Source organism: Streptomyces sp. NPDC057249 (assembly GCF_042669245.1).
Taxonomy (GTDB): Bacteria; Actinomycetota; Actinomycetes; order Streptomycetales; family Streptomycetaceae; genus Streptomyces.
In genome coordinates, this window is sequence record NZ_JBHUXS010000010.1 from 237,025 (window position 1) to 262,911 (window position 25,887).

Below are 25,887 nucleotides of genomic sequence, written 5' to 3' on the forward strand. Positions count from 1 at the left end.
AGTCAGTCCTCCCCCAGGATCTGCGGCACCTTGAAACGCTGCTGCTCCTGGGCCGGGGCGCCGGAGAGCGCCTGCTCGGGGGTGAGAGACGGACGGACGACGTCCGCCCGCATGACGTTCGTCAGCGGCAGCGGGTGGGAGGTCGGCGGTACGTCTTGGTCGGCGACCTCGGAGACGCGGGCGACCGCGCCGATGATGTCGTCGAGCTGTCCGGCGAAGTGATCGAGCTCTTCGCCCTTCAGCTCCAGACGCGCCAGCCGGGCGAGGTGGGCGACCTCCTCGCGCGTGATGCCAGGCATGCAGCGATCCTCAGGGGTTGGTGTGTGGTTTTGCCGGGGGCCGGCGGCACATTTCCACCGTCCGTCCGAAGGACGGGCCGCGCGGCGTCTGGCGCGTGCGCTCGCAAGGCGCCGGAGCGCCCTTGTGGCGGAGCCACTCGGGCGTTTCGGCAACGCGGCGAGCGTGCGTGCCAGGCGTCGCGCGGCAGGTGGAAATGTGCCGCCGGCCACCAATCCTATGGGGTCGGCCACACGGCTGAGGACACGGTTTTACGGGAGGCCGCTACGTCGTCTTTATGGGAGGCCGCTACGTGGTCGCCGGGCGCGGGCCCGCCGTGCGGCCCGAGGGGCGCTGTTCCAGCTCGGAGGCCGGGGCCGCCGCGGGCGTCGCGGCGGGTGCCGGGGCCGCCCCCGCCGCCGCGGCCAGTTCGGCCGGGCGGCGCCAGCCGTGCTCGCCCCGGGCCCGCAGCCAGGCGGTGGTCTCCTGGGGCGGCATCGCGGCCGCCACCAGCCAGCCCTGGACCGCGTCGCACCGCAGGTCCCGCAGCCGCTCCCAGGTCTCGTCGTCCTCGACGCCCTCGGCCACGACCAGCAGGCCGAGCGAGTGGGCCAGGTCGATGGTGCAGCGGACGATCTCGGCGTCCTCCTGGTCGATGGCGAGCCGCGCCACGAAGGAGCGGTCGATCTTCAGCTCGCTGACCGGCAGCCGGCGCAGATGGACCAGGGAGGAGTACCCGGTGCCGAAGTCGTCCAGGGACATCTTCACGCCGTGCCCGGTCAGTCCGGCGAGCGTGTCCGCCGCCCGCTGCGGGTCCTCCAGGAGCACGTGCTCCGTTATCTCCAGCTGGAGCGCGCCCGCCGGGACGCCGTGCCGGGCGAGCCGGGCCGCGACGCCGCCGGCGAACCCGGGGGTGTGCACATCCCGCGGCGACACGTTGACCGCGACGGGCACGAAGAGGCCCTGGGCCCGCCACCGGGCGACCTGGGCGAGCGCCGTCTCCAGGACGTACTCGGTGAGGTGCGGCATCAGCCCGGAGGACTCCGCGATGGCGATGAACTCGTCCGGGGGCACCCTGCCGCGCTCCGGGTGCACCCAGCGCACCAGCGCTTCGAGCCCGGCGACCTGGCCGTCGAAGCGGACCTTGGGCTGGTAGTGCAGCTCCACCTCGCCCGCGTCCAGCGCGCGGCGCAGGTCGCCGAGGAGGCCGAGCCGGTCCGGGGTGTTGCTGTCGCGCTTGGACTCGTAGACCTCCACGCCGGTGCGGTCCCGCTTGGCCTGGTACATCGCCACGTCGGCCCGGCGCAGCAGCCCCTCCGCGTCCACCGCGTGGTCCGGGAAGACCGCGACGCCCGCGCTGGCCTCCAGGACCAGGGTCAGCCCGTCCAGGTCCAGCGGGGAGGACAGCTCGGCGACCAGGTGGCGGGCGACGCGCTGGGCGCTGGTCGTGGAGTCGGCGGTGGGCAGCAGGACCGCGAACTCGTCGCCGCCGAGCCGGGCCGCCTCCGCGCCGCGCGGCAGGGCGAGCCGGAGGCGTTCCGCGATCTGGAGCAGCAGCCGGTCGCCGGCCAGGTGGCCGAGGGTGTCGTTGACGGCCCGGAAGCGGTCGAGGTCGATGAGGACCAGGGCGACCCGGCTGCCGACGCTCTCCGCCTCCTCCAGCGCGCTCCAGGTCCGCTCCAGCAGCCACTGGCGGTTGGGCAGCCCGGTCAGCGGGTCCTTCAGCTGCTCCTCGGCCCGGGCGCGGGCGATCCACAGCGTGGAGTCGAGCGCGATCAGCGGCACCGCGAAGAGCGGCAGCAGGACCGGCCGGGCCATCGCGACGACGCAGATCAGCGGCGCGATGCCGAGCAGGGCGACCGCGACGAGGCCCTGGCGCAGCAGCGCGGTGCGGGCGACGGTGGGCAGGCCGCCGCCGGGCTGGGCCCGCGAGTACCACAGCAGGACCCGGGTGACCAGCAGATAGGTGGCGGCGGCGAGCAGGACTTCCGGAACGGCGTCGATGCCCCAGTCGAGTGGCCGCCAGGGCGTCTCGACGGACTGCACCTCGCCGAACGCGGCGAGCACCAGGGTCGCCGCGCCGACCCCGAGGATGTCCACGGCGCCGTGCAGCAGCCCCTGCCACCAGCGGTGACGGCGGGCGACGCCGACGAGGACGACCACCACCAGGCTGACCAGACCGGCGGGCACCCAGCCGTACAACAGCAGGACGGCCAGGGTGAGGGCGGCGCCGGAGCCGGTGCCGCCCCACCAGCGGTCGCGGCCGAGCGCGACGAGGTGGCCGACGACGATGCCGGTGAGGACGGCCAGCGACCAGCCGGCCCGGCCGTCCGGGAAGAGGGCGCGCCCCTCGCTGAGGGCCCGGGAGAAGCCGGCCGCGAGCTGGACCGTGGCGAGGGCCAGCACGACGGCGCCCACTTTGGGCGCGGGTCCCACGAAACCTTGCAGCCGCGTCACCGGTGCGGCGCTCTCGGTCGGTTTCATTCCGTCCCTCTCACAGCCGGCGATGCCGATGTCACCCGATGAATGCGTTCCGAGCCACGACGCGCCCCGGCCCCGCCCGGTGGCCGAGGTTCGGGGGCGCGTCTGACCACAGTAGGCCGCGGAGGGCTGCTACGGGCAGCGGTCTACCGCTCTTGCCCGAATGCGAACCGACTATCCGTCAGCATCTGGTATGCGCCGATCGGGTGACGCCGACGGTGCGTCGGCGGCCGTTCACTCTCCGGGTGCGTCACCCGCCTCCGGGGCCGGTTCCCCTGCGGGCACCGCCGCCTCGCGGGCCGCGTCCGGGCCCTCGGTGAGCAGGACGGCGAAGCCGGCCTCGTCCAGGACGGGGACCTTCAGCTGGACCGCTTTGTCGTACTTGGAGCCGGGGTTGTCTCCGACGACGACGAAGGCGGTCTTCTTGGAAACGGAACCGGTGACCTTCGCGCCCCGGCTCTGCAGGGCCTCTTTCGCGCCATCCCTGGTGTGCCCGGTCAGCGTGCCCGTGACGACGACGGTGAGCCCTTCGAGGGGGCGGGGGCCCTCGTCCTCGCCGGCCCCCTCGTCCTCCATCCGGACGCCGGCCTCGCGCCACTTGCGCAGGATCTCGCGGTGCCACGGCTCGGCCAGCCACTGCTTGACCGAGGCCGCGATGATCGGCCCGACCCCGTCGGCGTCGATCAGCTCCTGCTCGGTGGCCTCCTCGATGCGGTCCATGGACCGGAACTGGCGGGCCAACTCCCGGGCCGCGACCGGTCCGACGTGGCGGATGGAGAGCCCGGTGAGGACGCGGGCCAGCGGGGCCTCCTTGGCCGCCGCGATGGCGTCGAGCATCGCCAGGGCGTTCTTCTTGGGCTCGCCCTGCTGGTTGGCGAAGACCCGGGCGATCTTCTCCTCGCCGGTCTTCGGGTCGCGCTTGGGCAGACCGCTGTCCGGGTCGCGGACGTAGGCCCGGATCGGCAGCAGTTCGTCCATGGTCAGGCCGAAGAGGTCGCCCTCGTCGCGCAGCGGCGGTTCGGCGGGCTCCAGCGGTGCGGTCAGCGCGGCGGCGGCCACGTAGCCGAAGTGGTCGATGTCGAGGCACTTGCGGCCGGCGAGGTAGGAGACGCGTTCGCGCAGCTGGGCGGGGCAGGAGCGGGCGTTGGGGCAGCGGACGTCGACGTCCGCCTCCTTCATGGGCTTCAGCTCCGTGCCGCACTCGGGGCAGTGCGTCGGCATGACGAACGCCCGCTCGGTGCCGTCGCGCAGGTCGGCGACCGGGCCGAGGATCTCCGGGATCACGTCGCCGGCCTTGCGGAGCACCACCGTGTCGCCGATCAGGACGCCCTTCGCCCGGACCACGTTCTGGTTGTGCAGGGTGGCGAACTCGACCTCGGAGCCCGCCACCACGACCGGCTCGACCTGGGCGTACGGGGTGACGCGGCCGGTGCGGCCGACGCCGACGCGGATGTTGACCAGCTTGCTGTTGACCTCCTCCGGCGCGTACTTCCAGGCGATGGCCCAGCGCGGGGCGCGGGAGGTGGAGCCCAGGCGGCCCTGGAGCGGGATCTCGTCCAGCTTGACGACGACGCCGTCGATCTCGTGCTCCACGGAGTGCCGGTGCTCGCCGAAGTACGCGATGAACTCCCGTACACCGTCGAGGGAGTCGACCACCTTGTTGTACTTGGCGGTGGGCAGGCCCCACTCGTGCAGCAGCTCGTAGGCGTGCGACAGGCAGTCGATGTCGAAGCCCTCGCGGGCGCCGATGCCGTGGACCACCATGTGCAGCGGGCGGGCGGCGGTGACCTTGGGGTCCTTCTGGCGCAGCGAACCGGCCGCCGCGTTACGGGGGTTGGCGAAGGGCTTGTCGTCGGCCTCCACCAGCCGGGCGTTCAGCTCCTCGAACCCCTCCATCGGGAAGAAGACCTCGCCGCGCACCTCGACCAGCGGGGGCACCCGGTCGCCCTTGAGCCGGTGCGGGATGTCCGCGATGGTGCGGACGTTGGGCGTGATGTCCTCGCCGGTGCGGCCGTCACCGCGGGTCGCGGCGCGGGTCAGCACGCCGTTCTCGTACGTGAGGTTGACGGCGAGTCCGTCGATCTTCAGCTCGCACAGGAAGTGGTAGCCGGGCGAGCCGACGTCCCGGGCGATGCGCTCGCCCCAGGCGGCCAGCTCCTCGTCGTCGAAGGCGTTGTCCAGCGACAGCATCGGCTCGCGGTGCTCGACCGACGTGAACTCCGTACGGTACGGCCCGGCGACCTTCTGGGTCGGCGAGTCCGGCGTGCGCAGCGGCGGGTGGGACTCCTCCAGGGCCTCCAGCTCCCGCAGCAGCCGGTCGAACTCGGCGTCGCTGACGACCGGCTGGTCGTTCACGTAATACCGGAAGCGGTGTTCCTCGATCTGCTCCGCGAGGAGCTTGTGCCGCTCCTGCGCCTCGACTGGCACCGCCGTCTGCTCTTCGCCGGCCATCGTCCCGTCCTCCCGTTACCCAGCGTCCCGCTACTCAGGGTTGTCTGCGAGCGATCTCGCGGCCCGGGCGCAGTGGGCGAGTGCGGCCCGTGCGTACGCGGGCGACGCACCCGCGAGACCGCACGAGGGGGTGACCGTCACGGACTCGGTCAGAGTCCCCGGATTCAGCCCCAGCCTGCGCCACAGCGTCCTGACACCCATGACGCTACCGCCCGGGTCGGACAATCGGCCCGAGGCCGGGTCGGTGCCCGGTACGACCCCGAAGAACATCCGGGTGCCGCCTTCGACGGCTTCCCCGACCGCCTCCTCCTCACGCTCGGTGAGCAGGGAGAGGTCGAAGGAGATCCCGTCGGCCCCGGCCCGGCGCAGCAGCGCGAACGGCACCTCGGGGGCGCAGGTGTGCACGAGCGTGGCGGCCTCCCCGGCCGCCGCAAGCACCTCGCGCAGGGTGGCCTCCACGACCTGGCGGTCCACCGCCCGGTAGGTGCGGTAGCCGCTGGCGGTCCTGACCCGGCCGCGCAGCACGGCGGTGAGGGAGGGCTCGTCCAGCTGGACGGCGAGGCGCGCCCCGGGCACCCGGCGGCGCACCTCGGCGAGGTGGCCGCGCAGGCCCTCGGCGAGCGAGTCCGCGAGGTCGCGGCAGGCGCCCGGGTCGCCGATGAACGCCTCGCCGCCCCGGCGTTCCAGGGCGGCGGCGAGGGTCCAGGGCCCCACGGCCTGGACCTTGAGCGGGCCCTGGTAGCCCTGGGTGAACTCCTCCAGGGCGTCCAGGTCCTCGCCCAGCCAGGACCGGGCCCGGCGGGTGTCGCGGCCGGGCCGGTCGCTGATCCGCCAGCCGCTCGGCTCGACGTGCCCGTACAGCTCGGAGAGCAGTCCGACCGTGCGGCCGGTCATGTCGGCGCCGGGCCCGCGCGCCGGAAGTTCCGCCAGGTACGGCATGCCCTCGCCGTCGCCGAAGGAGCCGGTGACGGTCTTCGCCGCCTCCCGGGCGTCTCCCCCGGGCATCGAACCGATCCCGGTGGCCGGGCAGTCCCTGAACACGCTGTTCTCGCTCACGCGAGAAGCGTACGGCCCGGGGGTCAGCGGCCGGGACGGACGGTGAGGTCGTTGACCTCGGCGTCCCGCGGCAGGTCGAGCGCCATCAGGATGGTGGTCGCGACGGACTCGGGGTCGATCCAGCGGGCGGGGTCGTACTCCTTGCCCTCCTGCCGGTGGACCTTCTCCTGCATGGGGCTGGCGGTGCGGCCCGGGTAGACGGTGGTGACGCGGACGCCGTTGCCGTGCTCCTCGTGGCGCAGCGAGTCCGCGAGCGCCTTCAGGCCGTGCTTGCTGGCGGCGTACGCGCTCCACTCGGGGCTCGCGGAGAGCCCGGCGCCGGAGTTGACGAACAGGACGTGGCCCTGGGCGACGCGCAGCTGGGGCAGGGTGAGCCGGGTCAGCTCGGCGGGGGCGACGAGGTTGGCGTTGAGCTGGTAGTGCCATGCCTTGGGGGTCAGCTCACCGACCGGGCCGAGCTCGACCACGCCCGCGATGTGCAGCAGCGAGTCGAGCCGTTCCGGCACGGTCTGCTGGGCGAGGGCCCAGGAGAGCCGGTCCGGGTTGCCGAGGTCGCCGACGAGGGTGCGGGCGCCGGGGTGGAGCGCGGCGAGCTCCTTGGCGCGGCCCGCGTCGCGGGCCAGCAGGACGAGATCGTCGCCGCGCTCGGTGAGGCGCCGGGCGACCGCTGCGCCGATGCCGGAGCCGGCACCGGTGATGAGGTGAGTGGACATGGCCCCCATCGTCGCATCCGCCGCCCGGGCCCCGTACGTCACATCACTGCAGGCCGGCCGACTCCTCCAGGTAGGCCAGGGCGCCGACGCCGTCCTCCGCGAAGAACACCAGCTCGGTCAGCGGGAGGGGCAGGAATCCCTCGTCCTCCATGCGCTGGAACTGCTCGCGCAGGCCGTCGTAGAAGCCGGCGGTGTTGAGCAGGACGACCGGCTTGGTGTGCTTGCCGTGCTTCTTCAGCTCCAGGATCTCGGTCGCCTCGTCCAGCGTCCCGGTACCGCCGACCATGATCACGATCGCGTCGGACTTCGCGAGCAGCAGGGCCTTGCGCTCGGCGAGGTCGCGGGCGATGACCATCTCGTCGGCGTCGGTACGCGCCTTCGCGGCCAGGAAGTCCACGGAGACCCCGACCAGCTTCCCGCCCGCCTCCTGGACGCCGTCCGCGACGACCTTCATCAGGCCGCTCTCGGAGCCGCCCCAGACCAGGGTGTGCCCGCCGCGGCCCAGCAGCTCGGCGAATTCACGGGCGGGCACGGTGTAGCGGTCGGGGAGGTCGGCGGCGGAGAGGAAGACGCAGATGTTCATGGCTGCCACGGTAAGGCCCGTCGTCCGCGGCCCCGCCGCCGGGATGCGGCGGGCGCCTGGGTGACGGACCCTGAAATGCGTGGTGTGCACACCCTTGAGCGCCCCGCGCGGCCACGCCCGTACTGGGGTCGGGCGTTGCCGTGCGGGGCTTCCGCGTCCGTACGCGGCTCAGCCCGCCGCCGCGCGCTCCCGGCGCACCGTCGTCGCGATCGTCGCCGAGCCGACCACGCGGCTGCCGTCGTACAGCACGACCGCCTGGCCGGGGGCGACGCCGCGCACCGGCTCGGTGAACGTGACGTGCAGGGTGCCGTCCGCCAGCTCGGCGGTCACCTCGGTCTCGCCGCCGTGGGCGCGGAGCTGGGCGGTGTACGCCCCGGGGCCGGACGGGGGTGTTCCGCACCAGCGGGGCTTGATCGCGGTGAGCGCGGTGACGTCCAGGGCCTCGGCGGGGCCGACGGTCACCGTGTTGTTCACCGGGGAGATGTCCAGGACGTAGCGCGGCTTGCCGTCGGGGGCCGGGTGGCCGATGCGCAGGCCCTTGCGCTGGCCGATGGTGAAGCCGAAGGCGCCCTCGTGGGTGCCCACCTTCGTACCGGACTCGTCCAGGATGTCGCCCTCCGCCTTGCCGCCGAGGCGGTCGGCGAGGAAGCCCTGGGTGTCGCCGTCGGCGATGAAGCAGATGTCGTGGCTGTCGGGCTTCTTGGCGACCGCGAGGCCCCGGCGCTCGGCCTCGGCGCGGATCTCGTCCTTGGTGGTGAGGGTGTCGCCGAGCGGGAACATCGCGTGGGCGAGCTGGCGCTCGTCCAGGACGCCGAGCACATAGCTCTGGTCCTTGGCCATGTCGGAAGCGCGGTGCAGCTCCCGGCTGCCGTCCGCGCCGGTGACGACGGTGGCGTAGTGGCCGGTGCACACCGCGTCGAAGCCGAGCGCGAGGGCCTTGTCGAGGAGGGCGGCGAACTTGATCTTCTCGTTGCAGCGCAGGCACGGGTTGGGGGTGCGCCCCGCCTCGTACTCGGCGACGAAGTCCTCCACGACGTCCTCGCGGAAGCGTTCCGCCAGGTCCCAGACGTAGAAGGGGATGCCGATGACGTCCGCGGCGCGGCGGGCGTCGCGGGAGTCCTCGATGGTGCAACAGCCCCGGGCGCCGGTCCGGAAGGACTGCGGGTTCGCGGAGAGGGCGAGGTGCACACCGGTCACGTCGTGGCCCGCCTCGGCGGCGCGGGCCGCGGCGACGGCGGAGTCGACACCGCCCGACATGGCGGCGAGGACGCGGAGGGGGCGCTGGGGAGTCTGAGTCATAGCCCCACCAGGGTACGTGGGGGCGGGAACCGAAAGCCCGCGGATATGCGTTGTCCGTCTCATGGGGACCAAGGGGACGGACGGCGGCGGCACCGGGACCGGGATCAGCCGGCGCTCGGTGCTGATCGGCGGTGCCGTCACGGCCGTGGGCACGGCGGTGCTGGCGCGGGACCGGCTGAAGCGGGCCTGGTGGCGGCTGCCGGGCGTGGAGAAGCCGCGCACTCCGGGGGCGGTGGACTACGCGGGGGCGGAGTGGGTGGCGGCCTCGGAGGCGAACTGGCGGCGGGCCGACCGCCCCGACGACTACGGGATCGACCGGGTGGTCATCCACGTCACCCAGGGCGGCTTCAGCAGCGCGGTCCGCGTCTTCCAGGACCCCGGGCACCGGGCGGCGGCGCATTACGTGGTGCGCAAGGACGGGCATGTGACGCAGATGGTCCGCGAGCTGGACGTGGCGTTCCACGCGGGCAACCGCTCGTACAACGAACGCAGCGTGGGCATCGAGCACGAGGGCTTCGTGGAGCGCCCCCAGGACTTCACCCCCGCGATGTACCGGGCGTCGGCGAAGCTCACCGCGTCGATATGCGGGCGGTACGGCATCCCGGTGGACCGCGAGCACATCATCGGGCACGTGGAGGTCCCGGGCGCCGACCACACGGACCCGGGGCGCGGCTGGGACTGGGACCGCTACCTGGAGCTGGTCCGCCGCGCGGCCTCGGCCCCCGCTGCGGAGAAGTCCTAGGGACTAGCTGAGCCCCGCCGAGCGCGCCCGTTCCACCGCCGGGCCGATCGCCCGGGCCACGTCCTGGACGTCCTGCCCGGTCGAGGTGTGGCCGAGCGAGAAGCGCAGGGTGCCCCGGGCCAGGTCCGGGTCGGTGCCCGTGGCGAGCAGGACGTGGCTGGGCTGGGCGATCCCGGCGGTGCAGGCGGAGCCGGTGGAGCACTCGATGCCCTGGGCGTCCAGCAGCAGCAGCAGGGAGTCGCCCTCGCAGCCGGGGAAGGTGAAGTGCGCGTTGGCCGGCAGCCGGCCGCCCGGCGCCGGGTCGCCGCCCAGGAGGGCGTCGGGGACCTCCGCCAGGACGGCGGCGGCCAGCGCGTCGCGGAGGGCGCCGGTCTCCCGGGCGAAGTCCTCGCGCCGGTCGGCGGCGATCCTTCCGGCGACGGCGAACGACGCGATGCCCGGCACGTCCAGGGTGCCCGAACGGACATGGCGCTCCTGCCCGCCGCCGTGCAGCACGGGCACCGGGGTGTGCTCGCGGCCGAGCAGCAGCGCGCCGACACCGGTGGGCCCGCCGATCTTGTGCGCGCTGACGGTCATCGCGGCGAGCCCGGACGCGGCGAAGTCCACGTCGAGCTGACCGAACGCCTGGACCGCGTCGGCGTGCATCGGGATGCCGAACTCACGGGCCACCTCGGCGAGTTCGCGTACCGGGAGGATCGTGCCGATCTCGTTGTTGGCCCACATGACGGTGATCAGCGCGATGTCGTCGGGGTCGCGCAGGACCGCCTCGCGCAGCGCTTCGGGGTGGACGCGCCCGTACCGGTCGACGGGGAGGTATTCGACGGTGGCGCCCTCGTGGGTGGCCAGCCAGTCGACGGCGTCGAGCACGGCGTGGTGCTCGACGGGGCTGGCGAGGACCCGGGTGCGGCGGGGGTCGGCGTCGCGGCGGGCCCAGTACAGGCCCTTCACCGCGAGGTTGTCCGACTCGGTGCCGCCGGAGGTGAAGACCACCTCGCTGGGGCGTGCGCCGAGGGCGTCGGCGAGGGATTCCCGGGACTCCTCGACGGTACGGCGGGCCCGGCGCCCGGCGGCGTGGAGTGAGGACGCGTTGCCGGTGACGGCGAGCTGCGCGGTCATCGCCGCGATCGCCTCGGGAAGCATCGGCGTGGTCGCGGCGTGGTCGAGGTAAGCCATGGTGGGCTCGATTCTACGAGCCGCCGGCGGCGCCCACGCCGGGCGCATGGGTGCCGGGACCCGCGCGCCGCGCACGGGGGCCCCGGTCAGCCGCCGAAGCCCCAGGAGACGGTGCCGTTCCCGGTGACCAGGAAGGCGAGGACCACGAGGTCGGCGACGCCGAGCGCGAGGCCGAGGAAGGCACGGCCGCGCCGGGCGGTGGAGCGGGCCAGGGCCACGAGCGCCATCACGATCGCGGCGGGGCCCAGCAGGAGGTTCATCACCAGCAGCCCGACGAGCCCGAGCACGAACGAGGCGACGGCGAGCCCGTCGGCGTCCCGGCGGGAGCGCGGGGCGGCTTGCACCGGCGCGCTCACCGGGAACCCCGCGCCCGCTCGCGCACGGCGAAGACCAGCAGCCAGCAGCCGATGAGGGCGCCGAGGACGAGGGACAGCGGGAGGGGGATCTGGGCCACCGCTCCCAGCACGATGCCCAGCAGGAGCAGGGCGACGACGAGGACGATCATGTTCGGCCTTTCCGTGTGCGGACGGACCATTCAGAGAACACCTGTTCACTGACTTACGAGTCTAAACCCGCGCACCTCTTCCCCGGCCCGGAGAACAGTTGTTTACTGAATGGCATGAGTCACACCGCCGGAGTCCGAGGGAACGGCATCCGCGAGAGCCAGAAGCTGAAGACGCGCCAGGCGCTGCTCGACGCCGCCCTGGGGCTGCTGGCGGAGCAGAGCCTGAGCAGCCTCGGGCTGCGCGAGGTGTCCCGGGCGGCCGGCATCACGCCCACGGCCTTCTACCGGCACTTCGGGAGCGTGGCGTCGCTCGGCGTGGCCCTGGTGGAGCAGACCCTGGGCAGCCTGCACGGCATGATCGGCGCGATACTCGCCGAGACGGGCGACAGCGAGCTCCGGCTCGACCGCAGCGTGGAGCTGATACGGCGTCACGTACGGGAGCAGCCCGCGCACTTCCGCTTCATCGCGCGGGAGCAGCACGGCGGGGTCGGCCCGGTGCGCGAGGCCATCGCGGCGCAGCTGCGGCTGTTCGCCGAGGAGGTGGCGGCGGCCCTCGCGGCGGAACCGGAGGCGAAGGGCTGGTCCGAGGAGGACCTGCTGATGCTGGGCGGTCTCTATGTGGACCACATGGTGATCACCGCGTCGGCCCTGCTGGACGCGGGCCCGGCGGAGGACGAGCGGGTGGCCCGCACGGCGGGGCGCCGGCTGCGGCTCATCGCGCTGGGCGCCCTGCACTGGCTCGACGAGCCGGCACAGGGCGCCTGAGGGAGCGGGTCAGCCGCGCGGGGCGCGGGCGAGCTGGCGGGACTGGGCGACCAGGCGGTCGGCGCTGTCCCAGACGTCCGCGTCCTCCTCCAGGAAGCCGCCCGCCAGGTTGCGGGTGGTGATGGAGACCCGGAGCGGGCCGGGGGCCGGGCGGCAGCGGATGTGCGTGGTGAGCTCGATGGTGGGCGTCCAGCCCTTGAGCCCCAGCTCGAACGAGGTGGGCGGCAGCGCGTCCACGGTGAGCAGCAGGGAGAGCGGGTCGGGGTCGCGGCCGTCGGCAAGCCCGAACCAGCCGCGCATCTCGCCCTTGCCGGAGGGCTGCCCGATCGCCCAGCCGATGGTCGCCGGGTCCAGCTTGATGTCGAGCCGGTCGGTGATCGCGGAGCTGCCCGGGATCGGCGCCGGTCCGTCGCTGGGGCCGAGGCAGTGCTCGCGCGGCGGGATGGCCGGCGGCTTCGCGGAGGTGCGGACGTCGTCGCTGAGTCCGTCCAGGTCGCCGTAGGTGGCGAGGACGCGGATGCGCTCCACCTCGGTGCCGTCCTCGGCGTACTGGAAGAGGGACGCCTGGCCGGTGGAGAGGGTGCGGCCGGTGCGGACGGTCTGGGTCCGGATCACCGCCGGGCCGGGCACGGACGCGGTGAGGTAGTGCGCCGAGACGGAGAACGGGTCCGCGTGCGGCAGGGCCTCGCCGAGCGCGCGGCCGAGCAGCGCCAGCAGATAGCCGCCGTTGACGGCCTGGATGATCGTCCAGCCCGCCGAGAGCTCCGCGTCGTAGACGCCCTCTTCGCGCAGGGTGACCGCGGTGTCCCGGTCGAACTCGCTGTCCCCGATGGTTGCCTGTGCCATGGTGGCACCGTACACCGATTGTATTACTGAGCGGTAGCTTTTTGTCCGGCCGTGTAGGTCACGCCTCCTCCGCCCGCGCCGAGCGCCGGTTGTAGGCGCGCGGGGCCCGCCAGTGGAAGCGGAGCGCGAGAAGCCGCAGGACGAACGCGGTGATCACGGCCGCGCCGCTGGTCAGGGCGTTGAGCGCGTCGAAGCGGATGCAGAGCGCGATCACGGTGGCGCCCACCATGGCGGGCACCGCGTACAGGTCCCGGTCCCAGCGCAGCAGCGACGGCACCTCGTTGGCCAGCACGTCCCGCAGCACACCACCGCCGACCGCCGTGGCCAGGCCCAGCGCCGCCGACGAGGTGAGGCCGAGCCCGTAGTCGTACGCCTTCACCGTGCCGGTGACGCAGAACAGCCCGAGCCCGGCGGCGTCGAAGACGTTCACGCCGACCTGGATGCGCTCCACGTGCGGATGGAGGAAGAAGACCAGACCGGCGGCGAGCAGCGGGGTGGTGAAGTACCCCAGATCCGTGAAGGCGGCGGGTGGCACCGCGCCGATGATCAGATCACGGAACAGCCCTCCGCCCAGCGCCGTCGCCTCGGCGAGCACCGCGATGCCGAAGACGTCGAAGTTCTTGCGTACGGCGAGCAGGGCGCCCGAGATCGCGAAGACGAAGATCCCCACGATGTCGAGCGCGTGCTGGACGGAGGGCGTGAACAGTTCGTTGAGCACCGGGCAATTGTGCCCGTACTACTCCTTCGTACCGTCCGGGGCGGGTTCGGAGGGCTCGGCGGCCTTCGCGGGCTGCTCCGGCGCCTCGGCCGCGGGCTCCGAGGCGGGCTCCTCCGCCGGAGCCGACCGGACCGTGATGACGTCCGCGACCAGCGGGGCGTCACCCGGCACCTGGTCCTCGCCGTTCTCCGGGTGGTGGCAGGCCACCTGGTGCCCGGTCTTCAGCTGGAGCAGCGGCGGCTCGGTCGTCCCGCAGACCTTCGTCGCCTTCCAGCACCGGGTGTGGAACCGGCAGCCGGCGGGCGGCGAGATCGGCGACGGCACATCGCCCTTGAGCAGGATGCGGTCGCTCTTGGCACCGCGCCGGCGCGGGTCCGGCACGGGCACCGCGGACATCAGCGCCTTGGTGTACGGGTGCATCGGCGCCTCGTACAGCGACGTGCGGTCCGCCAGCTCGACGATCTTGCCGAGGTACATGACCGCGATCCGGTCCGAGACATGGCGGATCACCGACAGGTCGTGCGCGATGATCATGTACGTGAGCCCGAGCTCGTCCTGGAGGTCGTCCAGCAGGTTCACCACCTGCGCCTGGATCGACACGTCCAGCGCCGAGACCGGTTCGTCCGCGACGACCAGCTTCGGCTTGAGCGCGAGCGCCCGGGCGATGCCGATGCGCTGGCGCTGACCGCCGGAGAACTCGTGCGGGTAGCGGTTGTAGTGCTCGGGGTTGAGCCCGACCAGCTCCAGCAGCCGCTGGACCTCCGCCTTCACACCGCCCTCGGGCTTGACGCCCTGGAGCCGGAAGGGGGTGGAGACGATCCCGCCGACCGTGTGACGCGGGTTCAGCGAACCGTACGGGTCCTGGAAGATCATCTGGATGTCGCGCCGCATCGGCCGCAGCCGTCCGGCGGACAGGTGGGTGATGTCGCGGCCCTGGAACTCGACCTTGCCGCCGGTCGGTTCCAGCAGCCGGGTCACCAGCCGGCCCATGGTCGACTTGCCGCAGCCCGACTCGCCGACGACGCCCAGGGTCTCCCCGGGGCGCACGTCGAAGGTGAGCCCGTCGACCGCCTGGACCGCGCCGACCTTGCGCTTCAGCACGCCCTTGGTGATCGGGAAGTGCTTGACCAGGCCGTCCACCTTGAGGAGCGGTTCGGGGCCGGACCCGTCCGACCCGGCCGCGGCCGGCGCGGGAGTCTTCTTGTTCAGCTCAGTCACAGCTTCGGCGCAATCTCTTCGGTCCAGATCCGTTCCCGCTGCTCACGCGACATATGACACGCGGAGTAGTGCCCGTCGCCGACCTGCTGCAGCTCCGGACGCTCGGTGCGGGTGATGTTGTCGGGCGGGACGTCGGCGTACGGGCAGCGCGGGTGGAAGGCGCAGCCCGACGGGACGTTGATGAGACTGGGCGGCGAGCCCTTGACGGGGATCAGCCGCTCGGTCTGCTCCCGGTCGATCCGCGGCATCGAGCCGAGCAGGCCCCAGGTGTAGGGATGCTGGGGCTCGTAGAACACCTTCTCGGCGGAGCCGCGCTCGACGCACCGGCCCGCGTACATCACGAGGATCTCGTCCGCGATCTCGGCGACGACGCCGAGGTCGTGGGTGATCATGATGACCGCGGAGCCGAACTCCTTCTGCAGATCGCGGATCAGGTCGAGGATCTGCGCCTGGACGGTGACGTCGAGGGCGGTCGTCGGCTCGTCGGCGATGAGCAGTTCCGGGTTGTTGACCAGGGCCATCGCGATCATCGCGCGCTGGCGCATGCCGCCGGAGAACTGGTGCGGGTAGTCCTCGAACCGGCGGTGCGGCTCGGGGATGCCGACCCGGTCGAGCATCTCGACGGCGCGCTTCTTCGCGGTCTTCTTGTCGATCTTGTGGTGGACCCGGTGGGCCTCCACGATCTGCGCGCCGATCGTGTAGTAGGGGTGCAGGGCGGAGAGCGGGTCCTGGAAGATCATGGCCATCTTCTGGCCGCGCAGCTTGCGTACGCGCTCGGCGCCCGAGCCGATCAGCTCCTCGCCGTCGAGCCAGATCTCGCCGCCGATCCGAGCCCGCTCCGAGGTGTGCAGGCCCATGATCCCCAGCGAGGTCACGGACTTGCCGGAGCCGGACTCGCCGACGATGCCGAGGGTCTGGCCGGCCCCCAGGTCGAAGCTGACGCCGTCCACGGACTTGACCAGGCCGTCGTCGGTGTCGAAGTGGACGCTGAGGTCGCGTACGGAGAGGAAGGGGTGGCCGTCGCCCGGGCGGGGGGCCGGAACGGTCCCGTCCGTCTGGGGGTCCTTCTTGGTCGCGCCGCTCATGAGAGCCTCACCCGGGGGTCGATCGCGGCGTACACGAGGTCCACCAGCAAGTTGCAGATGACGATGAAGAAGGCCGCGACCAGGGTCACGCCCATCACCTTGGGCAGGTCGGCGGTGGTCACGCCCTGGATCGCGAAGGCGCCGAGCCCCTGGAAGGAGAAGACGCGTTCGGTGATGACCGCGCCGCCGAGGAGCAGCGCGAAGTCCATGCCGAAGATCGTGACCAGCGGGGTGAGCGCGGACCGCAGCCCGTGCTTGACGACCACCTTGCGTTCCTGGAGCCCCTTGGCGCGCGCGGTCCGGATGTAGTCCTCGCCCATGGTCTCCAGCATCCCGGCCCGGGTCAGCCGGGCGTAGAGCGCGGAGTACAGCAGGGCGAGCGTGCACCAGGGCAGGACCAGGCTGCCCGCCCAGGCGACCGGGTCCTCGGTGATGGGCACGTACTCCCCGTTGCCGAAGAGCGCCAGGACCACCAGGCCGGTGAAGAACATCGGGAGGGAGACGCCGGCGAGGGCGACGCCCATGGAGAGGCGGTCGAAGAGCGAGCCCCGCTTCAGCGCGGAGACGACGCCGATGGCGACACCGGAGACGACCCAGATGACGGCGGCACCGACGGCCAGCGAGAGCGTGACCGGGACCCGGTCCACGAGCTGCGGCCAGATCTCGGTGTGGGTCTTGAACGAGTACCCGAAGCACGGGGCGTTGCACATGACGGGGTCCGGGCCGAACTGGTACTCGGCGCCGACCACGATGCCCTTGATGAAGTGCCAGTACTGGAGGTACAGGGGCTGGTCCAGCCCCAGGTTCTTCTTGACCGCCGCGATGACGTCGGGGTCGGGGCTCTTCCCCACGTACTGGGCGGCCATGGAGTCGAGGGTCTGCCCGCCGAGGCGGGGCACCAGGAAGAAGATCGCGAACGTGACTGCGCTGACCACCAGCAGCAGCAACACCGCGGCGAATACGCGTCGGATGATATACGCAGCCACAGCCGTGCGGCGCCGGGCGGGTGGGGCGGGAAACCCCGCCGCCCGGCGCCTTCACCTGCCTTTCAGGGGATGCTTTTGATGAACAGGCGCTACTTGGTGGACGTCATGAGCACGTAGTCGTACATGCCGAGGTACGCGTCGGTGACGGTGACGTTCGCCGCGGAGTCCGGGCGGTAGAGCAGGTTCTTGCGGTAGAAGAGCGGAACGACCGAGGCGTTCTCCATGACCTTCTGGTCGACCTCGCCCCACGTGGCGTTGCGCTCCGTGGTGTCGACGGTCCCGATGCCCTTGACGAGGAGGTCGTTGATCCCCTTGTCGTTCAGCTCCATCAGGTTGGTGCCGCCGGAGGGCTTGATGGCCGAGCCGTTGACGATCTGGTCCAGGAAGCCGAAGCCGGTCGGCCAGTCGGCGCCCCAGGCCATCATCATCATGCCCGCGTTGTTCTTGTGGACCCAGGCCGGGACGCCCGCGAAGTCGGTGAAGTACTTGTCCGCCGGGAACTGCTTGATCTCGGCGGTGATGCCCACCGCCTTCAGGCTGTTCTGGAGCTGCGTGGCGGCGGTGACCTCGTCAGGACGGTCGGAGCGTGCCGTCAGCGTGGTCTTGAAGCCGTCCGGGTGACCGCACTTGGCCAGGTGCTCCTTGGCCTTGGCCGCGTCGCCCTTGCTGCCCTCGGTCGGGTACAGGTCGAACTTCTTGTAGCCGGCGACGGTCGGGGGGATGACCGTGCTCGCCGGGTCGCCCTTGACCGAGCCGCCGATCGAGTCGACCATGCTCTGCTTGTCGACGGCGTACTGGACGGCCTTGCGGCACTCGACGTTGTCGAACGGCTTCACGTTGACGTTCAGCGCGAGGTACTGCAGGGCGCCGGCGTACGGGTTGTCCGTCTTCGCCTTCTCGGACGCCTTGCTGAGGACCTTGGGCTGGGTCTTGGACTGCAGACCCGTGCCCGCGATGTCCGCGGTGGTCTCGTCGTTGAGCAGGTGCTCGTCGACCGTGGTGGGGTTGACGTTGAACTTCAGCTCGATCCGGTCCGGCAGCGCCTTGCGGATCGGGTCCGTCTTCGGGTCCCACTCCGGGTTGCGGACCAGGGTCGCGCCCTTGCTCTCGTCGTACGCCGAGAACTTGTACGGACCCGAGGAGACCATCTTCTGGACGTAGCTGGCGCCCGTGTCGGCCTTCTGCTGGATCGGGGCCGTCTGCGAGAATGCCGCCAGGTAGTCCATGTCCGCGAACGGCTTGTTCAGGTGGAAGACGATCGTGTACTTGTCCGGGGTCTCGATGGACTTCAGACCCTCGGGCGACTTGTCCTTGTAGGGACCCTTGTACTTGTCGCCGCCCTCGAGGTACGCCTTGAAGTACGTCGGGCCGTTGGACAGGGCCTCCGGCGCGAAGTTGGAGCGCTCGATGGCGTACTTGACGTCCTGCGAGGTGATCTCGGAGCCGTCCTCGAACTTCACGCCCTTGCGCAGCGTGTAGGTCCAGGTCTTCGCGTCCGCGCTCGCCTTGCCGAGGCCGGTGGCGAGGTCGGGGACGACCTTCAGGCTGTCCTTGCCGGCGGCCGGCTGGAAGGTCACCAGCGAACGGGCGTACAGGCGGGCGAAGTTCTGCACCCAGCCGTAGTACGTGTTGCCGGGGTCGAGGGAGTCCGGGCCACTGGTGTGCTCGTAGGTGACCGTCCCGCCCTTCTTGTCGCTGGCGTTGACGATGCTCGTCAGGCCGGCGTCGGCCTTGGCGTTGCCGCCGCCGCCCTTGCCGCTGCCGCCGTCCGAGTCCTTGCTGCACGCCGTGGCGCCCAGCGACACCGCGATCGCGACGGCTATGAGCGCCGCTGTCTTTCTGTTCTGCATGCTGAGGAAAGCCCCCTCGCTAGTCCTGTGCGGCACTGCCGCGTTTACTTGCCACGAGGGTCGAGTGCGTCACGCAGCCCGTCCCCCAGCAGGTTGAAGGCCAGCACGGTGATGAAGATCGCCATGCCGGGAATGACCATGAACATCGGGTCCACCTCATAGAGGTCGACCGCCTGCGTGAGCATGCCGCCCCAGGACGCCTGCGGCGGGGCGATGCCGACGCCCAGGAAGGACAGGGCCGCCTCGAAGAGGATGTTCGTGGGGATCAGCAGCGTCGCGTACACGAGGATCGGCGCGACCAGGTTGGGCAGCAGCTCACGGAAGAGGATGAACGGCCCGCGGGCGCCCAGCGACCTGGCGGCCTCCACGAACTCGCGCTCGCGGAGCGACAGCGTCTGCGCGCGCACGATGCGGCCGATGTACGGCCAGCTGAAGAAGCCGATCACGAAGATCAGGACCGCGATCCGCAGCGTGAGCCCTTCCATCCCGAAGGCGTTGCCCTGGAGGGAAGCGGAGATGGAGATCGCGAAGAGCAGCAGCGGGAAGGCGAGGAAGGTGTCCATCAGCCGGCTGATGACGCTGTCCACCCAGCCGCCGTAGAACCCGGCCACGACACCCATGACGACGCCGATGGCGACGGAGAGCAGGGTGGAGCCGACGGCGACGACGAGCGAGACCCAGGAGCCTTCGAGGATGCGCGCGAAGATGTCGCGGCCGGTCTGCGGCTCGACGCCGAACGGGTGGTCCCAGCTCATCCCGCCGAAGCTGCCCTTGGGCGCCAGCATGACCGGGTCGACCAGGCTCTGGTTGAACGCGTTGGGGTCGAGCCCCAGCAGCGACTGGAGCGGCTTGGAGAGCACCGCGGTCAGGATCAGCAGGACGACAACGATGCCACCGGCCATCGCGGCCTTGTCCCGCTTGAACCGGGTCCAGGCGATGCGGCCGAGCGAACGGCCCTCGATCTCCTTGCGGTCCGCGCCTTCCAGCACCGCTTCGGGCTGCGTATCCGCCCTGGTGGTCTCGATAGGTGCCGTCATTGCGCTGGAGACCCCTCTCGGCCGGCGGTGGCCGGCCCGTGACCGCCGCGGTAGCGGCTCCTACATAGCCCGATTCGAGTGACGGCGCCCGTCGGCCCGGACCGGAAAGGGGGGCGACTACGGGCACAGAGCACCTGTTGCGAGGGAGTCTTCAGCCACTGCGCGCACACCCGCCAGACCTGACGGGGAATGTTTGCTCAAACGTGATGACGCCAAAATGCTTCCGGTATCCGAACAGCCGGACTCGGCAATCGGGCCTCTCGGTCGCAAAACAGCGATAACGAACACTTCGCGCACGAACCCCGAAGTGCCCGCAATGCCCCCGATTCGCCGGGGGCCTGACACCGGCTCAGTACGCGGGTGCCTGCGGGTACCCGTAACCGGGCGCGGCGTGCGCCTCGCGGTCGTAGAAGGGGCAGGAGTTGGCGCGCAGCCACATCGCGACCGGGTCGTACTCGTCGGACATCGCGACCGTGGAGACCGGCAGACCCTCGGGGACGGCGCCGATCGACTGGCGCATCATCCCGCGCACCGCGTCGACGGACGGCCGGCTCGTGTCGTACAGGTCGAGGCCGACGGCGAGGTAGGGGACGCCGAGCGCGGGCTGCACCCAGGCCCGGCGCAGCGAGCGGATCGCGGGGGTGTGGTGGGCGTTCTGCGTCAGCTGGGCGTAGAACTGCGGGATCTCGATGGCCGGTTCGCTGATCCTGAGCGGCCCGGCGGGCATCCGGTCGAGGCCGGTCGCGATGCGGCGCAGATCCAGCCAGGGGATGCCGACGCCGCCGCCCGGGGCGTGCGGATTGAGCCAGACGCCCCAGCGGTCGGGGTAGAGGGCGCGCGCGATGTCCAGTCCGGCCACCACCTCGTGGTCCCGGCTCCAGCCGCTGGCGGTGAGCTCCTGGGGGGAGGTGACGCACGGGGCGTAGCCGAGGCCGTCGACCTCCATGTTCCCGTACTGGGCGTCGGGGGCGCCGGGGCGGCCGTGCCAGAGGAGCATCCAGACCCGGCCGGCCGACAGGGCCTGGAGCAGCGCCTCGTACGCGTCGTAGCGCCCGGGCGCGACCTGTCGCAGCATGTGCTCGACCTGACCGGCCGCCGCGGTGCCTGACGCACTCACCCTGGGTCCCGCCCCTCGTAGATCCTCTGCTTCGGCCACCGGGCATCGGCCTTCAGCCATCAAACCAGCTTATGCGGCCGTGCTGTCACCGGCTTGACGCCACGGCCGTCCCCGTCACTCCGGGACGCGCGTGTAGAAGGGCCGCACCCGCTCGCGCATCCAGTCGGCGACCGGGTCCTGCGCCACGTCGAGGAGGACGAGGTTGACCGGCCACGGCACCGCGACGCGGCCCAGCGCCCGGCCGAGGGCGTCCATCGGGGCGCTCTGTCCGGCGCCGTCCCAGGTGGAGAACTCGACGCCGACGAAGAGCACGGGGTCGTCGCCCTCGATGCTGGCCAGGACCCGGCGGGCGGTGCGGACGACGCCGCTCTCCTGGAACTCGCCGGCCGCGGCGGCCAGGAAGTCGACGGGCTCCTCCTTCCAGTCCGGCTCGTACAGCCGGACGCGGCCCCCGGTGGCCGGGCCGTCGAGCGGGGTGCGGCCGGCCCGGCACAGCTCGGCGACGGCGGGCGGCGGCAGCGGCAGGCCGACGGCGCCGCCCGGGTTCACGGCGATGCCGAGCTGCGGGGGCAGGCCGCGGGCGAACTCGACGGCGGGGGCGACGGTGAAGGACATCCGGTCGCCGACGCAGGTGAGGAACTGGTGCTCGGAGCTGTAGACGGGGACGTACGCGGCGCCGTCGATCTCCATCGCGGGCAGGTCGAGGTCCCGGGCGTCGGGTCCGCCGCCGTTGGGCAGCGGCACCCAGACGTGGCTGCGGCCGAGCACCTCCAGCAGGCGGCCGCCCGCCTCCGGGGTGCCGAGCGAGGCGCCCAGCACCTCTTCGAGTTCATTGGCCGGCCAGCCGCCCTGCGGCAGGCTCCCGGCCTGTGCCGGAATGTCCACTGCTTCCCTCTCGCCCCGTTGCCGTGAAGCAAGAGGGTACGGCCTCGCGCGGCCTCCGTCGGCCCTGGGGGCTGTCCGGAAACCGCCGGTACCCGGCTCCTGTCCGTCTGTTGGACGGTCCGTTTTCAGCCGTCGGTCTGTGCGTCTGCGAATGTGATGCGCGTGAGCGCCCCGGCCGCCTCGCGGTCGAGCAGCACCGCCGAGGCGCAGCCGCGCGGCAGCAGCCCCGCCTCGGTGTTCCGCAGCAGCCGCCCGACGGCTTTGCGGTGCCGGGCGAAGGCGTACGCGGAGACGCCCCGGCCGCGCTCGCGCTGGCCCTCGCGCGCGGTCCTGGCGGAGACGTCGAGCAGGACCAGGTGCAGGCCGGCACCCCGGCGCCGGGCATGGCGGGCGAGCAGGGCGCGGACCCAGCTCTGCGTACCGCAGTCGTGGACGACGACGGAGGCGCCGGAGCGCAGCACCCGCCGCAGCCCCCGGTAGTGGGCGAGGCGGACCAGCGGGCGGTACAGGGCGTAGGGCAGTAAACGGGGCAGCCGGCGGGCCCAGCGGTCCCGGGTGTCCTGGGAGTCGACCGCGTACGCCGGGGCGGTGCGGGAGATCAGGGTGGACTTGCCGCTGCCGGGGAGTCCGGAGACCACCACCACGTCCCCGGCGGCGAAGCGCAGGGCGCGCGGGCCGGCCCGGCCGCGCAGGTCCCGGACGACGGGCGGATGGGTGCCCACCGCCTGCCGGGGTGGTGAGCCGGACTGGGCGGGCAGTGCCGTGCTGGTGGTTCCCGCGGTCGTCGCGTAGCGCAACGTCATCGCCTCCCCCTGGCCGTACGGCCGACGCGTGCAGGACCGATACCTACCCCGGAAGTGTAAAGAAAAGGTAATGCGGCACAACCGTCCGACCCGCCGGAAGACCGTGACGAGCGGCACCGCTCCCGGCGCACCACTCCCCCGGAATGCGTGCGATGATGACCCCGCCAACTGCATACAGGCCGCTTGAATCCGCGCGGGAGAGTCCCGGTCACCGTGCCGGGCGCCGAAGGAGCAAGATCCTCCCTTGAATCTCTCAGGCCCCGTACCGCGTGGATGAGGCATATCTGAAAAGCGAGCCGCCCGGCGGCTCCACCCAAGGTGCAAGCCGACCCCCCTGGGGCCTCTCGGCGAACCTCTCAGGTTCCGATGACAGATGGGGAGGGATCGTCCTCGCCGTCGTCATGCCCTGGGAGCCCGTTTCATGAGCAGCACCCCCCGCCTCACAGCCCTCGACACCCTGCACCGCTCGCTGGGCGCCACCATGACCGACTTCGCGGGCTGGGACATGCCGCTGCGTTACGCCAGCGAGCGCGACGAGCACAACGCCGTCCGCACGAAGGCCGGCCTCTTCGACCTGTCCCACATGGGCGAGATCACGGTCACCGGCCCGCAGGCGGTGGACCTGCTGAACTTCGCGCTGGTCGGCAACATCGGCACGGTCTCGACCGGCCGGGCCCGCTACACGATGATCTGCGCCGAGGACGGCGGCATCCTCGACGACCTGATCGTCTACCGCCTCCAGGACACGGAGTACATGGTCGTCGCCAACGCCGGCAACGCCCAGCTCGTCCTGGACACGCTCACCGAGCGCGCCGCCGGCTTCGACGCCGAGGTCCGCGACGACCGCGACGCGTACGCGCTGCTCGCCGTCCAGGGCCCCGAGTCCCCGGCGATCCTCGCGGCGGTGACCGACGCCGACCTGGACGGCCTGAAGTACTACGCCGGACTGCCCGGCACCGTCGCCGGGGTGCCCGCGCTGATCGCCCGTACCGGCTACACCGGCGAGGACGGCTTCGAGCTGTTCGTCGCGCCCGGCCACGCCGAGCAGCTGTGGCAGGCGCTCACCGAGGCGGGTGCCGCGCACGGCCTGATCCCGTGCGGCCTCTCCTGCCGTGACACGCTGCGCCTGGAGGCGGGCATGCCGCTGTACGGGCACGAGCTGACGACCTCGCTGACCCCGTTCGACGCCGGGCTCGGCCGGGTCGTGAAGTTCGAGAAGGACGGCGACTTCGTCGGCCGCAAGGCGCTGGAGGCCGCCGCGGAGCGCGCCGAGACCGCTCCGCCGCGCAAGCTCGTCGGCCTGGTCGCCGAGGGCCGCCGGGTGCCGCGCGCCGGGTTCCCGGTCGTCGCCGGCGGTCAGGTCATCGGCGAGGTCACCTCGGGTGCCCCCTCCCCCACCCTGGGCAAGCCGATCGCCATGGCGTACGTCGACGCGGCGCACGCCGAGCCGGGCACCGCCTCAGTCGCGGTGGAGATCCGAGGCAGCCACGAGCCGTACGAGGTCGTGGCGCTCCCCTTCTACAAGCGCAAGAAGTAGAACCGTAGGACCCGGCCGGTGCCGCGTACGTGACGCGGTCCCGTCTCACACCGTAAGACCACCGTTCATCCGCACTCCCCGCGTACAGGAGAATTCAGACCATGAGCAACCCCCAGCAGCTGCGGTACAGCAAGGAGCACGAGTGGCTGTCGCCCGCCGAGGACGGTGTGGCCACGGTCGGCATCACGGAGCACGCGGCCAACGCGCTCGGTGACGTCGTCTACGCGCAGCTTCCCGCGGTCGGTGACACGGTGACCGCGGGCGAGACCTGCGGCGAGCTGGAGTCGACCAAGTCGGTCAGCGACCTGTACTCGCCGGTGACCGGTGAGATCACGGAGTCCAACCAGGCCGTCGTGGACGACCCGTCGCTGGTCAACTCCGCTCCGTTCGAAGGCGGCTGGCTGTTCAAGGTACGTGTCGCGGAGGAGCCGAAGGACCTGCTCTCCGCCGACGAGTACACCGAGTTCTCCGGCAACTGAGACCCCAAGGGACCACCTGATGTCGCTTCTCAACTCCTCCCTCCACGAGCTGGACCCGGACGTCGCCGCCGCCGTCGACGCCGAGCTCCTGCGCCAGCAGTCCACGCTCGAAATGATCGCCTCGGAGAACTTCGCTCCGGTCGCGGTCATGGAGGCACAGGGCTCCGTCCTGACCAACAAGTACGCCGAGGGCTACCCCGGCCGCCGCTACTACGGCGGCTGTGAGCACGTCGACGTGGTCGAGCAGATCGCGATCGACCGGATCAAGGCGCTCTTCGGCGCCGAGGCCGCGAACGTCCAGCCGCACTCCGGTGCGCAGGCGAACGCCGCCGCGATGTTCGCGCTGCTGAAGCCGGGCGACACGATCATGGGCCTGAACCTGGCGCACGGCGGTCACCTGACCCACGGCATGAAGATCAACTTCTCCGGCAAGCTCTACAACGTGGTCCCGTACCACGTGGACGACACCGGGGTCGTGGACATGGCCGAGGTCGAGCGCCTGGCCAAGGAGGCGAAGCCGCAGCTGATCGTCGCCGGCTGGTCCGCCTACCCGCGCCAGCTGGACTTCGCCGCCTTCCGCCGCATCGCGGACGAGGTCGGCGCGTACCTGATGGTCGACATGGCGCACTTCGCCGGTCTGGTCGCCGCGGGCCTGCACCCCAACCCGGTGCCGCACGCCCACGTCGTCACCACCACCACGCACAAGACCCTCGGCGGTCCGCGCGGCGGTGTGATCCTCTCCACCCAGGAGCTCGCGAAGAAGATCAACTCGGCGGTCTTCCCGGGTCAGCAGGGCGGCCCGCTGGAGCACGTGATCGCGGCCAAGGCGGTCTCCTTCAAGGTCGCGGCGGGCGAGGAGTTCAAGGAGCGCCAGCAGCGCACCCTGGAGGGCGCCCGCATCCTGGCCGAGCGCCTGGTCCGGCCCGACGTCACCGAGGTGGGCGTCTCCGTCCTGTCCGGCGGCACCGACGTGCACCTGGTCCTGGTGGACCTGCGCAACTCGGAGCTGGACGGCCAGCAGGCCGAGGACCGGCTCCACGAGATCGGCATCACGGTCAACCGGAACGCGATCCCCAACGACCCGCGCCCGCCGATGGTCACCTCCGGCCTCCGGATCGGCACCCCGGCCCTGGCCACCCGCGGCTTCGGCGCCGAGGACTTCACCGAGGTCGCCGAGATCATCGCCTCGGCCCTCAAGCCGTCCTACGACGCGGACGACCTGAAGGCCCGGGTCGCGAAGCTGGCCGAGAAGTTCCCGCTGTACCCCGGCCTGAAGTAGCCG

The 25,887-nt window shown here is 71.8% G+C and carries 25 protein-coding genes and 1 riboswitch; of the genes, 5 read left to right on the top strand and 20 right to left on the bottom strand.

Translation table 11 applies throughout. The features are described 5' to 3' along the window. Positions 1–2 precede the first annotated feature (2 nt). The 7 genes from gatC to mnmA form a co-directional block, all read right to left on the bottom strand. A complete protein-coding gene (gene gatC, locus ACFUJY_RS20720) occupies positions 3–299 on the bottom strand; it encodes an Asp-tRNA(Asn)/Glu-tRNA(Gln) amidotransferase subunit GatC (RefSeq protein WP_018102521.1) in 297 nt (98 codons plus the stop codon). A 286-nt stretch (positions 300–585) separates the two neighbouring features. Next, a complete protein-coding gene (locus ACFUJY_RS20725) occupies positions 586–2,760 on the bottom strand; it encodes a putative bifunctional diguanylate cyclase/phosphodiesterase (protein ID WP_383301529.1) in 2,175 nt (724 codons plus the stop codon). Positions 2,761–2,991: 231 nt separating this feature from the next. Next, positions 2,992–5,208, bottom strand: a complete 2,217-nt coding sequence (gene ligA, locus ACFUJY_RS20730; RefSeq protein ID WP_383301532.1) for an NAD-dependent DNA ligase LigA — start codon at positions 5,206–5,208, stop codon at positions 2,992–2,994. Positions 5,209–5,238: 30 nt separating this feature from the next. Beyond that, positions 5,239–6,264, bottom strand: coding sequence for a methionine synthase (locus ACFUJY_RS20735; RefSeq protein WP_383301535.1), 1,026 nt, complete (start codon positions 6,262–6,264; stop codon positions 5,239–5,241). 23 nt (positions 6,265–6,287) lie between these two features. Next, on the bottom strand, positions 6,288–6,977 hold the full coding sequence (locus tag ACFUJY_RS20740) for an SDR family oxidoreductase (RefSeq protein ID WP_383301536.1): 690 nt from the start codon (positions 6,975–6,977) through the stop codon (positions 6,288–6,290). A gap of 43 nt (positions 6,978–7,020) precedes the next feature. Then, positions 7,021–7,560 carry a TIGR00730 family Rossman fold protein gene (locus tag ACFUJY_RS20745; protein WP_361019895.1) on the bottom strand — a complete coding sequence of 180 codons (540 nt, stop codon included), beginning with the start codon at positions 7,558–7,560 and terminating at the stop codon, positions 7,021–7,023. A gap of 168 nt (positions 7,561–7,728) precedes the next feature. Continuing rightward, complete coding sequence (mnmA, locus tag ACFUJY_RS20750) at positions 7,729–8,859, bottom strand: tRNA 2-thiouridine(34) synthase MnmA (RefSeq protein WP_383301539.1); 1,131 nt, start codon at positions 8,857–8,859, stop codon at positions 7,729–7,731. Between the two features lie 61 nt (positions 8,860–8,920). Between mnmA and ACFUJY_RS20755 the strand changes: the two genes are divergently transcribed. After that, positions 8,921–9,601: an N-acetylmuramoyl-L-alanine amidase gene (locus ACFUJY_RS20755; RefSeq protein ID WP_383301542.1), complete on the top strand. Its 681-nt coding sequence runs from the start codon at positions 8,921–8,923 to the stop codon at positions 9,599–9,601. Positions 9,602–9,604: 3 nt separating this feature from the next. On the opposite strand, the gene ACFUJY_RS20760 is transcribed toward ACFUJY_RS20755, so the two are convergent. From ACFUJY_RS20760 to ACFUJY_RS20770, 3 genes are all read right to left on the bottom strand, one after another. After that, positions 9,605–10,774 (bottom strand): cysteine desulfurase family protein, encoded by a 1,170-nt coding sequence (locus ACFUJY_RS20760; protein WP_383301545.1) that lies wholly within the window; start codon positions 10,772–10,774, stop codon positions 9,605–9,607. Between the two features lie 86 nt (positions 10,775–10,860). Then, positions 10,861–11,130 (bottom strand): DUF4190 domain-containing protein, encoded by a 270-nt coding sequence (locus ACFUJY_RS20765; protein WP_383301548.1) that lies wholly within the window; start codon positions 11,128–11,130, stop codon positions 10,861–10,863. Continuing rightward, on the bottom strand, positions 11,127–11,279 hold the full coding sequence (locus ACFUJY_RS20770; RefSeq protein ID WP_383301551.1) for a hypothetical protein: 153 nt from the start codon (positions 11,277–11,279) through the stop codon (positions 11,127–11,129). The genes ACFUJY_RS20765 and ACFUJY_RS20770 overlap by 4 nt, the downstream gene beginning before the upstream one ends. A 114-nt stretch (positions 11,280–11,393) precedes the next feature. Between ACFUJY_RS20770 and ACFUJY_RS20775 the strand changes: the two genes are divergently transcribed. Further along, positions 11,394–12,044, top strand: coding sequence for a TetR family transcriptional regulator (locus ACFUJY_RS20775; protein ID WP_383301553.1), 651 nt, complete (start codon positions 11,394–11,396; stop codon positions 12,042–12,044). Between the two features lie 9 nt (positions 12,045–12,053). Here the strand turns inward: ACFUJY_RS20775 and ACFUJY_RS20780 are convergent, their stop codons facing one another. The 10 genes from ACFUJY_RS20780 to ACFUJY_RS20825 all read right to left on the bottom strand — a co-directional run bounded on the left by ACFUJY_RS20780 (position 12,054) and on the right by ACFUJY_RS20825 (position 22,589). Further along, positions 12,054–12,890, bottom strand: a complete 837-nt coding sequence (locus tag ACFUJY_RS20780; RefSeq protein WP_383301556.1) for a thioesterase family protein — start codon at positions 12,888–12,890, stop codon at positions 12,054–12,056. A gap of 58 nt (positions 12,891–12,948) precedes the next feature. Further along, the gene (locus ACFUJY_RS20785) at positions 12,949–13,608 is read right to left on the bottom strand and encodes a trimeric intracellular cation channel family protein (protein ID WP_383301559.1); all 660 of its coding nucleotides are present in this window, start codon (positions 13,606–13,608) and stop codon (positions 12,949–12,951) included. Positions 13,609–13,626: 18 nt separating this feature from the next. Then, positions 13,627–14,826, bottom strand: a complete 1,200-nt coding sequence (locus tag ACFUJY_RS20790) for an ABC transporter ATP-binding protein (RefSeq protein ID WP_383301562.1) — start codon at positions 14,824–14,826, stop codon at positions 13,627–13,629. Beyond that, entirely contained in the window at positions 14,823–15,911 is a 1,089-nt protein-coding gene (locus ACFUJY_RS20795) for an ABC transporter ATP-binding protein (protein ID WP_383301565.1), read from the bottom strand. The genes ACFUJY_RS20790 and ACFUJY_RS20795 overlap by 4 nt, the downstream gene beginning before the upstream one ends. Then, positions 15,908–16,897: an ABC transporter permease gene (locus tag ACFUJY_RS20800; protein WP_383301567.1), complete on the bottom strand. Its 990-nt coding sequence runs from the start codon at positions 16,895–16,897 to the stop codon at positions 15,908–15,910. The genes ACFUJY_RS20795 and ACFUJY_RS20800 overlap by 4 nt, the downstream gene beginning before the upstream one ends. 89 nt (positions 16,898–16,986) lie before the next feature. Continuing rightward, positions 16,987–18,747, bottom strand: coding sequence for an ABC transporter substrate-binding protein (locus ACFUJY_RS20805; RefSeq protein ID WP_383301570.1), 1,761 nt, complete (start codon positions 18,745–18,747; stop codon positions 16,987–16,989). A gap of 44 nt (positions 18,748–18,791) precedes the next feature. Further along, positions 18,792–19,784 (bottom strand): ABC transporter permease, encoded by a 993-nt coding sequence (locus tag ACFUJY_RS20810; protein WP_383301572.1) that lies wholly within the window; start codon positions 19,782–19,784, stop codon positions 18,792–18,794. 349 nt (positions 19,785–20,133) lie between these two features. Then, on the bottom strand, positions 20,134–20,901 hold the full coding sequence (locus ACFUJY_RS20815) for an enhanced serine sensitivity protein SseB C-terminal domain-containing protein (protein ID WP_383301575.1): 768 nt from the start codon (positions 20,899–20,901) through the stop codon (positions 20,134–20,136). Between the two features lie 114 nt (positions 20,902–21,015). After that, positions 21,016–21,786: an enhanced serine sensitivity protein SseB gene (locus tag ACFUJY_RS20820; protein ID WP_383301578.1), complete on the bottom strand. Its 771-nt coding sequence runs from the start codon at positions 21,784–21,786 to the stop codon at positions 21,016–21,018. Positions 21,787–21,911: 125 nt separating this feature from the next. Further along, a complete protein-coding gene (locus ACFUJY_RS20825; RefSeq protein WP_383301581.1) occupies positions 21,912–22,589 on the bottom strand; it encodes an AAA family ATPase in 678 nt (225 codons plus the stop codon). Positions 22,590–22,773: 184 nt separating this feature from the next. Next, positions 22,774–22,867: riboswitch (glycine riboswitch) on the top strand. Between the two features lie 143 nt (positions 22,868–23,010). Between ACFUJY_RS20825 and gcvT the strand changes: the two genes are divergently transcribed. The 3 genes from gcvT (at position 23,011) to glyA (ending at position 25,884) form a co-directional block, all read left to right on the top strand. Beyond that, the gene (gene gcvT / locus ACFUJY_RS20830) at positions 23,011–24,126 is read left to right on the top strand and encodes a glycine cleavage system aminomethyltransferase GcvT (protein WP_383301584.1); all 1,116 of its coding nucleotides are present in this window, start codon (positions 23,011–23,013) and stop codon (positions 24,124–24,126) included. 101 nt (positions 24,127–24,227) lie between these two features. Beyond that, on the top strand, positions 24,228–24,605 hold the full coding sequence (gene gcvH / locus ACFUJY_RS20835) for a glycine cleavage system protein GcvH (protein ID WP_383301585.1): 378 nt from the start codon (positions 24,228–24,230) through the stop codon (positions 24,603–24,605). 19 nt (positions 24,606–24,624) lie between these two features. Continuing rightward, positions 24,625–25,884 (top strand): serine hydroxymethyltransferase, encoded by a 1,260-nt coding sequence (gene glyA, locus ACFUJY_RS20840; RefSeq protein WP_383301588.1) that lies wholly within the window; start codon positions 24,625–24,627, stop codon positions 25,882–25,884. Positions 25,885–25,887 lie beyond the last annotated feature (3 nt).

Excerpts from the sequence above, each read along its gene's own strand:
- ACFUJY_RS20795 (WP_383301565.1), bottom strand. The coding sequence starts at position 15,911 with ATGAGCGGCGCGACCAAGAAGGACCCCCAGACGGACGGGACCGTTCCG.
- ACFUJY_RS20755 (WP_383301542.1), top strand. The coding sequence starts at position 8,921 with ATGGGGACCAAGGGGACGGACGGCGGCGGCACCGGGACCGGGATCAGC.
- ACFUJY_RS20745 (WP_361019895.1), bottom strand. The coding sequence starts at position 7,560 with ATGAACATCTGCGTCTTCCTCTCCGCCGCCGACCTCCCCGACCGCTAC.
- ACFUJY_RS20770 (WP_383301551.1), bottom strand. The coding sequence starts at position 11,279 with ATGATCGTCCTCGTCGTCGCCCTGCTCCTGCTGGGCATCGTGCTGGGA.
- glyA (WP_383301588.1), top strand. The coding sequence starts at position 24,625 with ATGTCGCTTCTCAACTCCTCCCTCCACGAGCTGGACCCGGACGTCGCC.
- ACFUJY_RS20775 (WP_383301553.1), top strand. The coding sequence starts at position 11,394 with ATGAGTCACACCGCCGGAGTCCGAGGGAACGGCATCCGCGAGAGCCAG.
- ACFUJY_RS20740 (WP_383301536.1), bottom strand. The coding sequence starts at position 6,977 with ATGTCCACTCACCTCATCACCGGTGCCGGCTCCGGCATCGGCGCAGCG.
- ACFUJY_RS20725 (WP_383301529.1), bottom strand. The coding sequence starts at position 2,760 with ATGAAACCGACCGAGAGCGCCGCACCGGTGACGCGGCTGCAAGGTTTC.
- gcvT (WP_383301584.1), top strand. The coding sequence starts at position 23,011 with ATGAGCAGCACCCCCCGCCTCACAGCCCTCGACACCCTGCACCGCTCG.
- gcvH (WP_383301585.1), top strand. The coding sequence starts at position 24,228 with ATGAGCAACCCCCAGCAGCTGCGGTACAGCAAGGAGCACGAGTGGCTG.
- ACFUJY_RS20805 (WP_383301570.1), bottom strand. The coding sequence starts at position 18,747 with ATGCAGAACAGAAAGACAGCGGCGCTCATAGCCGTCGCGATCGCGGTG.
- ACFUJY_RS20780 (WP_383301556.1), bottom strand. The coding sequence starts at position 12,890 with ATGGCACAGGCAACCATCGGGGACAGCGAGTTCGACCGGGACACCGCG.
- ACFUJY_RS20810 (WP_383301572.1), bottom strand. The coding sequence starts at position 19,784 with ATGACGGCACCTATCGAGACCACCAGGGCGGATACGCAGCCCGAAGCG.
- mnmA (WP_383301539.1), bottom strand. The coding sequence starts at position 8,859 with ATGACTCAGACTCCCCAGCGCCCCCTCCGCGTCCTCGCCGCCATGTCG.
- ACFUJY_RS20760 (WP_383301545.1), bottom strand. The coding sequence starts at position 10,774 with ATGGCTTACCTCGACCACGCCGCGACCACGCCGATGCTTCCCGAGGCG.
- gatC (WP_018102521.1), bottom strand. The coding sequence starts at position 299 with ATGCCTGGCATCACGCGCGAGGAGGTCGCCCACCTCGCCCGGCTGGCG.
- ligA (WP_383301532.1), bottom strand. The coding sequence starts at position 5,208 with ATGGCCGGCGAAGAGCAGACGGCGGTGCCAGTCGAGGCGCAGGAGCGG.
- ACFUJY_RS20825 (WP_383301581.1), bottom strand. The coding sequence starts at position 22,589 with ATGACGTTGCGCTACGCGACGACCGCGGGAACCACCAGCACGGCACTG.